The sequence below is a fragment of the Parabacteroides sp. AF17-28 genome, assembly GCF_003479205.1.
Taxonomy (GTDB): Bacteria; Bacteroidota; Bacteroidia; order Bacteroidales; family Tannerellaceae; genus Parabacteroides; species Parabacteroides acidifaciens.
On the sequence record NZ_QUGV01000003.1, the window covers coordinates 264,546 to 276,653 of the forward strand.

Genomic DNA, 12,108 nt, shown 5'->3' on the forward strand with positions numbered 1-12,108 from the left:
GGTGAGCCAGAGCTGGTGTTCGATCGATATCTGCTTCTTATATATCTTGCTTATTCGGGAAAAAAGCTATATTTGTATCTTCAATCGATAAGGTCAACTCAAAAGACAAATAGTATATATGGAAAAACAAAAACAATCCCGGCGGTTGCTGTCGCTGGATGCCCTGAGAGGGTTTGACATGTTCTTTATTATGGGAGGGGCTTCCCTTTTTGTTGCGTTGGCAACGTTGTTTCCGAATCCTTTTTTTCAGGCGATTGCCGACCAGATGCACCATGTGAAGTGGGACGGGCTGACGCACCATGACACGATATTTCCGTTGTTTTTGTTTATTGCCGGTATTTCGTTCCCGTTTTCGTTGGAGAAACAGCGGGAACAGGGGAAGACGGATGCCGATATCTATAAGAAGATCGTTCGCCGGGGACTGACACTGGTCCTGTTCGGCTTTATCTATAACGGATTGCTGAATTTTGATTTCGAGCACCAGCGTTACGCCAGCGTTCTCGGGCGTATCGGTTTGGCGTGGATGTTCGGAGCGTTGATATTTGTCAATACCCGGACGATTACGCGTGTTTGGATTACAGCGGCTATCCTGGTCGGATATTGGTTGCTGCTCGCCTTTGTTCCCGCACCAGATGGAAATGGGGCAGGCGTGTTTACGATGGAAGGTTCGCTGGTTGGCTATGTGGACCGCATACTGTTACCCGGACGCCTGCATCTGACGGTGCATGATCCGGAGGGAATCCTTTCGACAGTGCCGGCGATTGCTACGGCTCTTTTGGGGATGTTTACGGGCGAATTTATCAAGCTGCAACGGGAAGGCCTGACGGATAAGAAGAAAGTAGGCGGACTGGTCGTTGCCGGTGCTGTGCTGTTAGCGGTTGGTTTGTTGTGGGGGCTTTTCTTCCCGATCAATAAGAATCTGTGGACAAGCTCTTTTGTTTGCGTGGTCGGAGCTTATTCGGTCTGGATGTTCGCGTTGTTCTTCTATATTGTCGATGTACTGAATTTCCGCAAATGGACACTCTTCTTTACGGTGATCGGGACGAACTCGATTACGATCTATCTGGCACAGGAGTTTGTGAATTTCTCTTTTACATCCGATGCTTTGTTTGGCGGGATCGCAAGGCTGATGCCCGAAGCAGCCCAACCATTGGTTATTTCGGTCGGCTATATCGCTGTTTGCTGGGGATTCCTGTATTTTCTCTATCGTCAACGGATATTCTTAAAAGTGTAATTCATAACTCGTAATTCTTATGAAACCTGTTACTAATCGCCTGGAGTCGCTCGATGTGTTGCGTGGCTTCGACTTGTTCTGCCTGGTGGCGCTGGAAGGAATTTTGCATCCGCTGGGACGTGCGATTGATGCGTCGTGGTATAATGACTTTTTGTGGGGATTCTCGCATGTGAAGTGGGAAGGGTTCTCTTCGTGGGATTTGGTGATGCCGCTCTTCATGTTTATGGCGGGTGTGTCGATGCCGTTTGCCCTGTCCCGTTATAAGGCGATGCCGGACAAATGGGCGGTTTACCGGCGTATCATCAAGCGTGTGGTCCTGCTTTGGATTTTTGGTATGATGTGCCAGGGAAATCTGTTAGGGCTTGATCCGGATCGCATTTATCTTTATTCGAACACGTTGCAGGCGATTGCGATGGGCTATCTGATTGCGGCAATGCTGTTCCTGCACGTGCGTCTGTCTGTGCAGATCGGAACGGCTGTTGCCTTGTTGCTGGTTTATTGGGGAGCGATGCAGTTCATTTCGGTCGATGGTTACGGTGGCGGCAATTATACGCCGGACGGAAACTTGGCGGAATGGATAGACCGTACGGTTTTAGGACGGTTCCGTGATGGAGCCGTAGTCGAGAACGGGAAGGTCGTGTTTGCCGAATATTACCGGTATACCTGGATATTGAGTAGCCTGAATTTTGGCGTGACGGTGTTGACCGGTCTTTTTGCCGGACATATCCTGAAGAGCGGGATGGAGCAGAAACGCAAATGGCAATGGCTGTTGGGCATCGGTGCGGCAATGGTTGCACTGGGCTGGTTATGGGGATTGCAGTTGCCGGTCATCAAGAAGATCTGGACAAGTTCGATGGTGTTGGTTAGTAGCGGTTATTGTTTCCTGTTGATGGGGTTGTTCTATTACTGGATCGATTATAAGGGACACCGGAAGAATATTACCTGGCTGAAGGTGTACGGTATGAATTCGATTGTGGCGTATATGTTAGCCAATGTGATTAGTTTCAGGTGTATAGGCACATCCCTCTTTCACGGATTGGAGCAATATATCGGGAATTATTATTCACCTTTGATTGCGGCGTCGAATGCATTGATTATTTATGTAATTTTGTGGCTGCTTTATAAGCGCAATATATTTTTAAAAGTATAAATGGTAAATGTGAATATCTAAAAAGTAAACAAAAAACAGATGGAATCTATTAAGCAAATATACCGGATCGGTCATGGACCGTCCAGTAGCCATACGATGGGACCGATGCGGGCGGCCCGGATGTTTCTGGAACGCAATCGCGGTGCAGTGCGGTTTAACGTCACGCTCTATGGCAGCCTGGCGGCTACAGGCAAAGGGCATATGACGGATGCTGCAATCCTCGAGGTGCTGACTCCGGTGGCTAAGACAAATATAACCTGGGAACCGAAAGTTTTCCTACCTTTTCATCCGAACGGCATGCTGTTCGAATCATTCAATGAAAAGGACGAAGAACTGGATAGCTGGACAATATACAGTATCGGAGGCGGTACGCTGGCAAACGAAACCTATAACGAGCTGACGCAAGGACAGGTCTACGAAATGCATACGATTCGGGATATACAAGCCTGGTGCGAAAAGACAGGTCATTCCTATTGGGAATATGTCGAAGAGTGTGAAGGACCGGAAATCTGGGATTATCTGGCTGAAGTATGGGAAGTGATGCAACAGGCTGTCCATAACGGGCTTGAAGCCGAGGGTATCTTGCCCGGCGGCCTGGGAATCCGCCGTAAAGCATCCGACTATATGATTCGTGCCAAAGGTTATGGCAGCAGTATCAAAAGTCGGGGAATGGTTTATGCTTATGCCTTGGCTGTTTCCGAAGAGAATGCTTGCGGGGGACAGATTGTGACGGCGCCGACTTGTGGTTCATGCGGAGTCATGCCGGCTGTCTTGTTCCACTTGAAGGAGTCACGCGATTTTCGCGATTCCCGCATCTTGCGTGCGTTGGCGACGGCCGGATTGTTTGGAAACGTCGTCCGTACGAATGCATCTGTTTCCGGTGCCGAAGTGGGATGCCAGGGAGAAGTGGGAGTTGCCTGCGCAATGGCGGCAGCGGCTGCCAGCCAGTTGTTCGGAGGGACACCCGCGCAGATCGAGTATGCTGCCGAGATGGGGCTGGAACACCACTTGGGACTGACCTGCGACCCGGTTTGCGGCCTGGTACAGATTCCCTGTATCGAACGGAATGCCTTTGCGGCTGCCCGTGCGTTGGATGCCAATACTTTCTCAAACTTCTCCGATGGCAAGCACCGGGTAAGTTTCGACCAGGTAGTAGAGGTGATGCGCCAGACCGGCAATGACCTGCCGAGCCTTTATAAGGAGACATCCGAGGGCGGTCTGGCTAAGAATATGGAACATTAATATATGAGATATGAAGAAAAATAGTTTGTTTGTGTTTTTATGTACAGCCGCTTTAGTGGCCTGCGGACAGCCGAAGCAAAAGCAGGCTGTCGCAGATGATGTGTTGACCAGTGGTAATCCGGTGTTTGAAGGTTGGTATGCCGATCCCGAAGGAATCATTTACGACGATACCTATTGGATATTCCCGACCTGGAGCGATGTGTATGAAAATCAAACTTTTTTCGACTGTTTTTCTTCCAAAGACCTGGTGAACTGGACGAAACATTCTTCCGTGCTCGATTCGTCTGCCGTTAAGTGGGCGAAGAAGGCGATGTGGGCTCCGTCCATTATCCGTAAGGATGGCAAATATTATTTCTTCTTCGGCGCTAACGATGTGCATGAAGGCGAAATCGGCGGGATCGGGGTTGCCGTCAGCGACCGTCCGGATGGGCCGTACAAGGATTTGCTGGGTAAGCCGCTTATCAATGAGATTGTGAACGGGGCACAGCCGATCGATCAGTTCGTTTTCCACGATGACGATGGCAGCTACTATATGTATTACGGCGGTTGGGGACATTGTAACATTGTCCGGCTGAATGATGACTTTACCGGATTGGTGCCGTTTGAAGACGGAACTATTTACAGGGAAGTGACGCCTGAAAACTATGTCGAAGGTCCGTTTATGTTCAAAAAGAACGGCAAGTATTATTTCATGTGGAGCGAAGGCGGTTGGGGCGGACCGGACTATTCCGTCGCCTACGCGATAGCCGATTCTCCTTTCGGTCCGTTCAAACGCATAGCCAAGATTCTCCAGCAAGATCCGGAGGTTGCGACCAGTGCGGGACACCATTCCGTTATGCACGTGCCGGGTTCGGAAGACTATTACATCGTTTATCACCGCCGTCCGCTTAATGATACGGCTCGTGACCACCGTGTAACCTGTATCGATCGGATGACGTTTGATGAGAACGGATTCATAAATCCTGTTAAAATGACTTTTGAGGGAGTTTCCGCCCGTACAATAAAGAAGTAAACATTCGGTAATCTCTAAAAGATATTAAAAACAGGGGCGTAGCTATTGCGCTCCTGTTTTTTTGCGCTACTTTTGACACATGTGTCAGACATAGTAGACAAAATATTTAATAACATTATAGTGATGAATACAGAAGAACTTCAGGACATGGAAAGCCGGATCATAGAAGCGGCTAAACAGGTGTTTGTAAGAAAAGGGTATGAAGCGACCAAAATGGGTGATGTAGCCCTTGAAGTCGGAATCAGCCGTACGGCTCTGCACTATTACTTCCGGACGAAGGAAATGCTTTTCGACGCTATCTTCGGGCAGTTGATGAATGCCTTGTTGCCGAATATCGAAAAGATCATGGACGAACCGACTTCCTGTTTGGAAAAAATGCCGAAGATCATCGATCAGTATATGGCGATGATTCAGGCCAACCCGTTATTCCCGATCTTCGTGGTGAGTGAGTTCAACCGCGATCCGGAGCATTTGTACCGGACGATCATGAAAGATCCGGAACGTGTCAAGCCTCTGTTGCAGTTGCAGGAACAGATGACGGACGAGATGGAAAGAGGACTGCTGAAAAAGGTGCCGCTTATCTATACGGCTTCAACGCTGTTGAGTCTGGTCATCTTCCCGATACTGATCCGGAATCCGTTGACAGATGTTTTCATGGACGGTGATCCCCGCAAGTTTGAAGTCTTCCTGCGGGAACGGAAAGCGTTTATTGCGGATGCGATGATCCGGTTGTTTACCCCGGACCAACCCCGGACAACTAACGAATAAAAGGAGAGATGAATATGAAACGAATGATTCCGACTAACTGGAAACAGATAGCTTTGCTGCTTCTCTGCCTGCCGTTTATGCCGGGAGAGGCAAGAGCGCAGGAAACAGTTACGCTGAGCCAGTGCTATGAATGGGCACATGCGAACTATCCGCAGATCCGGCAGTATAAACTGATCGAGCAGACAGAGCAATACAATCTGTCCAACGCCGCAAAAGGCTGGCTGCCGCAACTGTCGGTCAATGCAAAAGCCTCGTATCAAAGCGATGTGACGAAGCTGCCGTTCGATGCCGATAAACTGTCGGCCCTGATCCCCGGCTTCGAGATCCCGACGATGAGCAAAGACCAGTACCAGGTTCTTGCCGAAGTGAACCAGACGATCTGGGATGGCGGTGCCATCCGTTCCACCCGTAAGCTGACGGAGGCGCAGGCCGCTGCCGACCGCGAACAGTTGAAGAGCGATCTCTACACCCTGAACGACCGGGTCAACCAGCTTTATTTCGGCTGCCTCCTGCAAGATGAACTGATCCGCCAGAACGGTTTGCTCCAAAAAGAGTTGCAAATCAATATCGACCGCATCTCCGCCATGATGGACAACGGCGTCGCCAACCTGTCCGATCGCGAGAGTATGGAAGTGGAACTGCTGAATGCCCGCCAGAAAGAGATCGAACTGAAAGCGGCACGTTCGGCTTACGGAAGCATGCTGGCAGCGCTGACCGGCCGGCCGGAGGGGAAGGAGTTTATCCTGGAGGAACCTTCGCTGCCGGGTAGCACGACGCTGTCTCCCGTCATCAACCGCCCCGAATTGCAGGCGTTGGATGCGAAGAGCAACTTCCTTGAATTGCAGAACAAACAGCTGACTGCCGGCCTGATGCCGCGTATCGGCGCTTTCGTGCAGGGCGGTTACGGGCGTCCCGGTCTGAACATGCTGGAAGATGGCTTCAGTGCGTTTTATGTGGCCGGTATTCGTCTGAGCTGGAATATGGGAAAGCTGTACACACTGAAGAACGACCGCCGGAAGATAGAAACCAGCCGGCAGGCGGTCGAAGTGCAACGGGAGACATTCCTCTTTAACACCCGCCTCCAGCTGACGCAGCAGAATAGCGAGATCCGGAAGATGACCGACCTGATGAAAGCCGACGACGAAATCATCCGCCTCCGCACCAGTATCAAAAAGGCCGCCGAAGTCAAACTGGCAAACGGCGTGATCTCCGTCACCGACCTGATCCGCGAGATCAACTCCGAAGACCTCGCCCGCCAGGCCGCCGCCGCACATCGCGTCCAGCAGTTGCAGGCTATCTATAATTATATGTACACGACGAATGAATAATATAAAAGATGATTTAACGGTGAGTCGCTATGTTTGTATTACCGGACGCAGATTTCGCAGATGACGCAGACGAACGCAGATCATTTATTGTTTTAAAAGAAAATAAGTCTGCGTTCCTCTGCGTAATCTGCGCCCGTCTGCGTCCGGTAAATACGAGCAAACGTACCGATAAATCATTATTTGCATAAACGAATTAAATACAAATCAATATGAAACCGATTCTTTTATTTACTCTGATGTTGGCTCTTTCCGCCTGTGGCGGTAACGGCAACACCTTCGATGCTACCGGAGCGTTCGAATCGACAGAAGTGATCGTCTCTTCGGAAGCCAACGGGAAGATCATGGAACTGAACCTGCAGGAGGGCGACCGCCTGGAAGCCGGTGCCGTCTTAGGCTATGTCGACAGTACGCAGCTCTATCTCCGGAAGAAGCAACTCGAAGCGGGCCTTCGCAGCATCGACATCCGCAAGCCGGATATCCGCAAACAGATCGCCTCCCTCGAACAGCAGATCGCCGTTGCCCGCAGCGAGCAGCAGCGTATGGAAAACTTAGTGAAGGCAAAAGCCGGCAACCAGAAGCAGGTGGACGACATCGTCAACAACATTAAAGTCTTGCAGAAACAACTCGATGCTCAGTACTCCACCTTGAACAAGACAACAGGCGGAGCCGATGCCGAAGCCGAAAGTATCATTTATCAGATCATGCAACTGGACGACCAGTTGCAGAAGAGCCGTATCGTCAATCCGCAATCCGGCACCGTGCTGGTGAAATACGCCGAACCGGGCGAAGTCACCGCCGCCGGCAAGCCCCTTTATAAAATAGCCGACACGGATCTTCTTTACCTGCGCGCCTATCCGACCGCCGACCAACTCACGCAGTTGAAGTTAGGGCAGACCGTCCGCGTCTTTGCCGATTTCGGAGAAGAGGAACAGCGTGAATATCCGGGTACAATCACCTGGATTTCCGAGAAGTCCGAATTTACCCCGAAAGGAATCCAGACCAAAGACGAGCGGGCCAACCTGGTTTACGCCATCAAGATCGCGGTCAGGAACGACGGCTATCTGAAGATCGGGCAATATGGGGAAGCGAGGTTTAATTAAGAATTAAGAATTAAAAATTAAAAAATGCGAGCGATGAGGGAGGTTGTGATTGAGCGGGTCAATAAGGCTTATGGAGAGGTGCGGGCGTTGCAGGATATTTCGTTGCACATTGGCGAAGGGGAGCTGTTCGGGCTGATCGGTCCCGACGGGGCAGGCAAGACGACGCTTTTCCGGATTCTGACCACGCTGCTGCTGGCCGATAGCGGGACGGCTTCGGTTTGCGGCCTGGATGTCGTGCGCGATTATAAGGAAATCCGCTGGCGAGTCGGTTATATGCCGGGGCGTTTTTCTCTCTATCAGGATCTGACGGTGGAGGAAAACCTCGATTTCTTTGCAACCGTATTCAATACGACGATCAAGGAAAATTACGATCTGATACGCGATATCTACGTCCAGATCGAGCCTTTCAAGAAGCGGCGGGCCGGAAAACTCTCCGGCGGGATGAAGCAGAAGCTGGCCCTGAGCTGCGCGCTGATCCATCGTCCCGATGTCCTTTTCCTGGACGAGCCGACGACGGGTGTCGACCCGGTTTCCCGCGTGGAATTTTGGGATATGCTGGACCGCCTTCGCCGTCAGGGGATCACGATCATGGTCTCGACGCCCTATATGGACGAGGCTTCGCGTTGCGACCGCATCGCCCTGATGCGTGGCGGACGTTGCCTGTCGGTCGATACGCCGGACGGTATCCGTGCGACGTTCGACAAACGGCTGTTTGCCGTCCATTCCGCTTCGATGTATCCTTTGCTGCTCGATCTTCGGAGCTATCCGGATGCGGATTCCTGTTTCTCCTTCGGTGATGCCCAGCATTTCGCCGTCGGCAAGGAGGTGGTGGCGAGAGCGGGAGAGGCGGCCTTTATCCGGGAGTTGCATCGCTTTTTAGAGGCAAAAGGGCATACGGATATCCGGATCGAGCCGATAAAACCCGGTATCGAGGACTGTTTCATGGCGTTGTAAAACCCTAAAAATGCCTTCCGGGGGTCCGGATCGCACTTCGAGAGTTTTAAAAATGCCTTCCGGGGGTCCGGATTGCATTTCGAGAGTTTTAAAAATGCCTTCCGGGGGTCCGGATTACGATTTTAGAGTTTTAAAAGTCCCGTCCGGGGGTCCGGAACGCATTTTTAAAGTTTTTGAGCTCCCTTCCGGGGGGCCGGATCGTATTTTTAGAGTTTTTGAGCCTGTATATATAATGTATTGAACATTGATAAGAGAGTAAAAGATGAATGTGATAGAAACAGAACGACTGACGAAGCGTTTCGGCACCTTTACCGCCGTCGACCATATCAGTTTCTCGGTAGGCGAGGGGGAAATCTTCGGTTTCCTCGGGGCGAACGGGGCGGGGAAGACGACCGCCATGCGTATGCTCTGCGGCCTTTCGACGCCCACGTCGGGCAGCGGGAAAGTCGCAGGTTTCGATATTTATAAGGAGACGGAACTGATCAAGCGGCATATCGGCTACATGAGCCAGAAGTTCTCCCTCTACGGCGACCTGAAAGTCTGGGAGAATATCCGCCTCTACGGAGGCATCTACGGCCTGCCCGAAAAGCGGTTGAAGGAGAAGACCGACGAACTGCTCCGGGTGCTCGACCTGGAGCACGAACGCAACACGCTGGTCGACGCCTTGCCGCTCGGCTGGAAACAGAAGCTGTCCTTCTCTGTCGCCGTCATCCACGAGCCCCGCATCGTCTTTCTGGACGAGCCGACCGGAGGCGTGGACCCCGTCACCCGCCGCCAGTTCTGGGAACTGATCTACCAGGCGGCACAACGAGGCATCACTGTTTTTGTCACCACTCACTATATGGACGAGGCGGAATACTGTAACCGTGTCTCCATCATGGTGGACGGCAAGATCGAAGCGCTCGACAGTCCCGCCGCACTGAAGAAAACTTTCAAGGCCGATAATATGAACGATGTCTTCCGGGCCCTGGCTCGAAATGCAAAAAGAGGAGAGTAAACGTATGAAGCAATTTATCTCTTTCATCAGAAAAGAATTCTATCATATCTTCCGGGATAAGCGGACGATGATGATCCTGTTAGTAATGCCGATCATCCTGATCATCCTCTTCGGATATGCGATCACGACCGAGATCAAGCGTGCCCCGATCGCCATCCTGGACCAGAGCCGGGACGAGGTGACGCAGAAAATGATCGAGCATCTTGCCGCCAGCGAGTACTTCGAACTCTACACAATGGTCAACAGCGAGGCGGAAGGACAGGCGCTTTTCCGGCAGGGCAAAGTGCGGTTGCTCATCATCTTTCCCGCCCAATACGCCTCCTCGCCCGACGCCTCCGTCCAGCTCTTGGCCGACGCCACCGACCCGAACGAGGCAACGCAGCTTGCCGCCTACGCAACCGCAATCCTTCAGCAATTTTCAATTTTCAATTCTCAATTTTCAATTAACAACGCGATTACGCCAGTCGTCTCGTTGCTCTACAATCCTTTGATGAAAGGCGCCTATAACTTTGTGCCCGGGGTGATGGGATTGATCCTGATCCTGATCTGCGCCATGATGACCTCTGTCGGGATTGTGAAGGAGAAAGAGATCGGGACGATGGAAGTCCTGCTGGTGTCGCCCATGAAGCCGGTCTATATCATCCTGGCAAAGGCGACGCCGTATCTGTTGTTGAGCCTGGTTAATATTGCGACGATCCTGTCGTTGTCCTATTTCCTGTTAGGTGTGCCGATTGCCGGCAGCCTGACGCTGTTAGTGTCGGTGTCCATCCTCTATGCGTTAGTGTCGCTCTGCCTGGGGCTGCTGATTTCGACGGTGGCCGATACGCAGCAGGCGGCGATGCTGGTCAGTGCCGTTGTATTGATGCTTCCGGTGATGCTGCTCAGCGGGATGATGTTCCCGATCGAGAATATGCCGAAGATTCTGCAAGTGCTGTCCAATATCGTTCCGGCCCGGTGGTATATCTCCGCGGTAAAAGATATCATGATAAAAGGATTGGGGGCGAGGGCGATCCTGCCTGAGATCAGTATCCTGGCCGGTATGGCGGTTTTCCTGGTTGCCTTGAGTGTGAAACGTTTTAAAATACGATTGTAATATGTTGAAGTATCTATTGGAAAAGGAATTTAAGCAGATCAAACGGGATAGTTTCCTGCCCCGTATCATTTTCCTGTTGCCCATCCTGCAGCTGGTGATCCTTCCTTTTGCCGCAAATTTCGAGATGCGCAATATCAACCTGAGCATCGTGGATAACGACCATTCCGTCCTTTCCCAACAATTAAGGGAGAAGGTACTCTCTTCCGGTTACTTCAACCTGGTCGACGTCTCGGCGAAGTATGACGAAGCGCTCACCTCCATCGAGAGCAACAAGGCGGATATCATTCTGGAAATCCCTTCCCGCTTCGAGGAACGCTTAGGGCGCGAAGGGGGCGTGGAGGTGCTGATCGCCGCCAATGCCGTGAACGGGACGAAAGGGGGAATGGGCAGCTCATACCTTTCGTCCATCCTGATGGACTTCAACCAGGAAAAAGGTCTTTCTCCCGCCGCCGGGCAGATGGGAGGCGTCCGGGTGACGAACCTGTTTAATCCGCATCTGAATTATAAGATTTATATGGTCCCGGGGATCATGGCGTTCCTGTTGACGATCATCGGCGGTTTCCTTTCCGCCCTGAATATCGTGAGCGAGAAGGAGAAGGGGACGATCGAGCAGATCAATGTGACGCCTGTTCCGAAAGCTTTGTTTCTGCTATCCAAGTTAATTCCGTTTTGGGTGATCGGATTGGTTTTGCTTACGATAGGGGCGCTTGTCGCCTGGCTGGTCTACGGGCTGGTTCCGGTCGGCCACCTTGGAATCATTTACCTGTTTGCGGCTGTCTATTTGATGGCTTTTACTGGCTTCGGACTGGCTATATCGTCCATCTCTTCCACCCAGCAGCAGGCGATGTTTACGGTTTTCTTCTTCTTTATCATCTTTGTCCTGCTGAGCGGTTTGTTTACGCCGATCAGCAGCATGCCCGAATGGGCGCAGGTGTTGACCCGGTTCAATCCGATCCGCTATTTAGTGGAAGTGATGCGGATGGTTTATCTGAAAGGAAGCGGTCTTGCCGATATGTCGGGACACTTTGTGATTATATGTTTATTTGCCTTGTTCTTTAATGTCCTGGCTGTCTTGAGTTACCGGAAAAACAGTTGACGAGCTCCTCGTTTCCGCGCTTGACGCGGGATCGCATTAGAGCCGGCAGTATAAACAACTGATCGATAAAGCCTGTTCTTTTGCGGCCCCGCGTCAAGCGCCATAGCCGTCAAGCTAATGTCTCTAAATAGCAA

The 12,108-nt window shown here is 51.4% G+C and carries 11 protein-coding genes; all 11 read left to right on the forward strand.

What is annotated here, in order from left to right; translation table 11 throughout:
• Nucleotides 1-118 precede the first annotated feature (118 nt).
• The gene (locus DWW90_RS03530) at nucleotides 119-1,234 is read left to right on the forward strand and encodes an acyltransferase family protein (RefSeq protein WP_122344003.1); all 1,116 of its coding nucleotides are present in this window, start codon (nucleotides 119-121) and stop codon (nucleotides 1,232-1,234) included.
• A gap of 19 nt (nucleotides 1,235-1,253) precedes the next feature.
• Complete coding sequence (locus tag DWW90_RS03535) at nucleotides 1,254-2,384, forward strand: acyltransferase family protein (RefSeq protein ID WP_122344004.1); 1,131 nt, start codon at nucleotides 1,254-1,256, stop codon at nucleotides 2,382-2,384.
• A gap of 39 nt (nucleotides 2,385-2,423) precedes the next feature.
• Entirely contained in the window at nucleotides 2,424-3,626 is a 1,203-nt protein-coding gene (locus DWW90_RS03540; protein ID WP_122344005.1) for an L-serine ammonia-lyase, read from the forward strand.
• Between the two features lie 10 nt (nucleotides 3,627-3,636).
• Nucleotides 3,637-4,638: a glycoside hydrolase family 43 protein gene (locus DWW90_RS03545; RefSeq protein WP_122344006.1), complete on the forward strand. Its 1,002-nt coding sequence runs from the start codon at nucleotides 3,637-3,639 to the stop codon at nucleotides 4,636-4,638.
• A 123-nt stretch (nucleotides 4,639-4,761) separates the two neighbouring features.
• Nucleotides 4,762-5,406, forward strand: coding sequence for a TetR/AcrR family transcriptional regulator (locus DWW90_RS03550; RefSeq protein ID WP_122344007.1), 645 nt, complete (start codon nucleotides 4,762-4,764; stop codon nucleotides 5,404-5,406).
• Nucleotides 5,407-5,483: 77 nt separating this feature from the next.
• Nucleotides 5,484-6,734, forward strand: a complete 1,251-nt coding sequence (locus tag DWW90_RS03555) for a TolC family protein (protein WP_233547640.1) — start codon at nucleotides 5,484-5,486, stop codon at nucleotides 6,732-6,734.
• Nucleotides 6,735-6,970: 236 nt separating this feature from the next.
• Nucleotides 6,971-7,834, forward strand: coding sequence for an HlyD family secretion protein (locus tag DWW90_RS03560; protein WP_233547641.1), 864 nt, complete (start codon nucleotides 6,971-6,973; stop codon nucleotides 7,832-7,834).
• Nucleotides 7,835-7,867: 33 nt separating this feature from the next.
• Nucleotides 7,868-8,788, forward strand: coding sequence for an ABC transporter ATP-binding protein (locus DWW90_RS03565; RefSeq protein ID WP_122344010.1), 921 nt, complete (start codon nucleotides 7,868-7,870; stop codon nucleotides 8,786-8,788).
• 262 nt (nucleotides 8,789-9,050) lie between these two features.
• Nucleotides 9,051-9,785, forward strand: coding sequence for an ABC transporter ATP-binding protein (locus DWW90_RS03570; RefSeq protein WP_122344011.1), 735 nt, complete (start codon nucleotides 9,051-9,053; stop codon nucleotides 9,783-9,785).
• Between the two features lie 4 nt (nucleotides 9,786-9,789).
• Nucleotides 9,790-10,878 (forward strand): ABC transporter permease, encoded by a 1,089-nt coding sequence (locus tag DWW90_RS03575; protein WP_122344029.1) that lies wholly within the window; start codon nucleotides 9,790-9,792, stop codon nucleotides 10,876-10,878.
• 1 nt (nucleotide 10,879) lies between these two features.
• Nucleotides 10,880-11,974, forward strand: coding sequence for an ABC transporter permease (locus DWW90_RS03580; RefSeq protein WP_122344012.1), 1,095 nt, complete (start codon nucleotides 10,880-10,882; stop codon nucleotides 11,972-11,974).
• Nucleotides 11,975-12,108: the final 134 nt, after the last annotated feature.

Excerpts from the sequence above, each read along its gene's own strand:
- DWW90_RS03530 (WP_122344003.1), top strand. The coding sequence starts at position 119 with ATGGAAAAACAAAAACAATCCCGGCGGTTGCTGTCGCTGGATGCCCTG.
- DWW90_RS03535 (WP_122344004.1), top strand. The coding sequence starts at position 1,254 with ATGAAACCTGTTACTAATCGCCTGGAGTCGCTCGATGTGTTGCGTGGC.
- DWW90_RS03540 (WP_122344005.1), top strand. The coding sequence starts at position 2,424 with ATGGAATCTATTAAGCAAATATACCGGATCGGTCATGGACCGTCCAGT.
- DWW90_RS03545 (WP_122344006.1), top strand. The coding sequence starts at position 3,637 with ATGAAGAAAAATAGTTTGTTTGTGTTTTTATGTACAGCCGCTTTAGTG.
- DWW90_RS03550 (WP_122344007.1), top strand. The coding sequence starts at position 4,762 with ATGAATACAGAAGAACTTCAGGACATGGAAAGCCGGATCATAGAAGCG.
- DWW90_RS03555 (WP_233547640.1), top strand. The coding sequence starts at position 5,484 with ATGCCGGGAGAGGCAAGAGCGCAGGAAACAGTTACGCTGAGCCAGTGC.
- DWW90_RS03560 (WP_233547641.1), top strand. The coding sequence starts at position 6,971 with ATGTTGGCTCTTTCCGCCTGTGGCGGTAACGGCAACACCTTCGATGCT.
- DWW90_RS03565 (WP_122344010.1), top strand. The coding sequence starts at position 7,868 with ATGAGGGAGGTTGTGATTGAGCGGGTCAATAAGGCTTATGGAGAGGTG.
- DWW90_RS03570 (WP_122344011.1), top strand. The coding sequence starts at position 9,051 with ATGAATGTGATAGAAACAGAACGACTGACGAAGCGTTTCGGCACCTTT.
- DWW90_RS03575 (WP_122344029.1), top strand. The coding sequence starts at position 9,790 with ATGAAGCAATTTATCTCTTTCATCAGAAAAGAATTCTATCATATCTTC.
- DWW90_RS03580 (WP_122344012.1), top strand. The coding sequence starts at position 10,880 with ATGTTGAAGTATCTATTGGAAAAGGAATTTAAGCAGATCAAACGGGAT.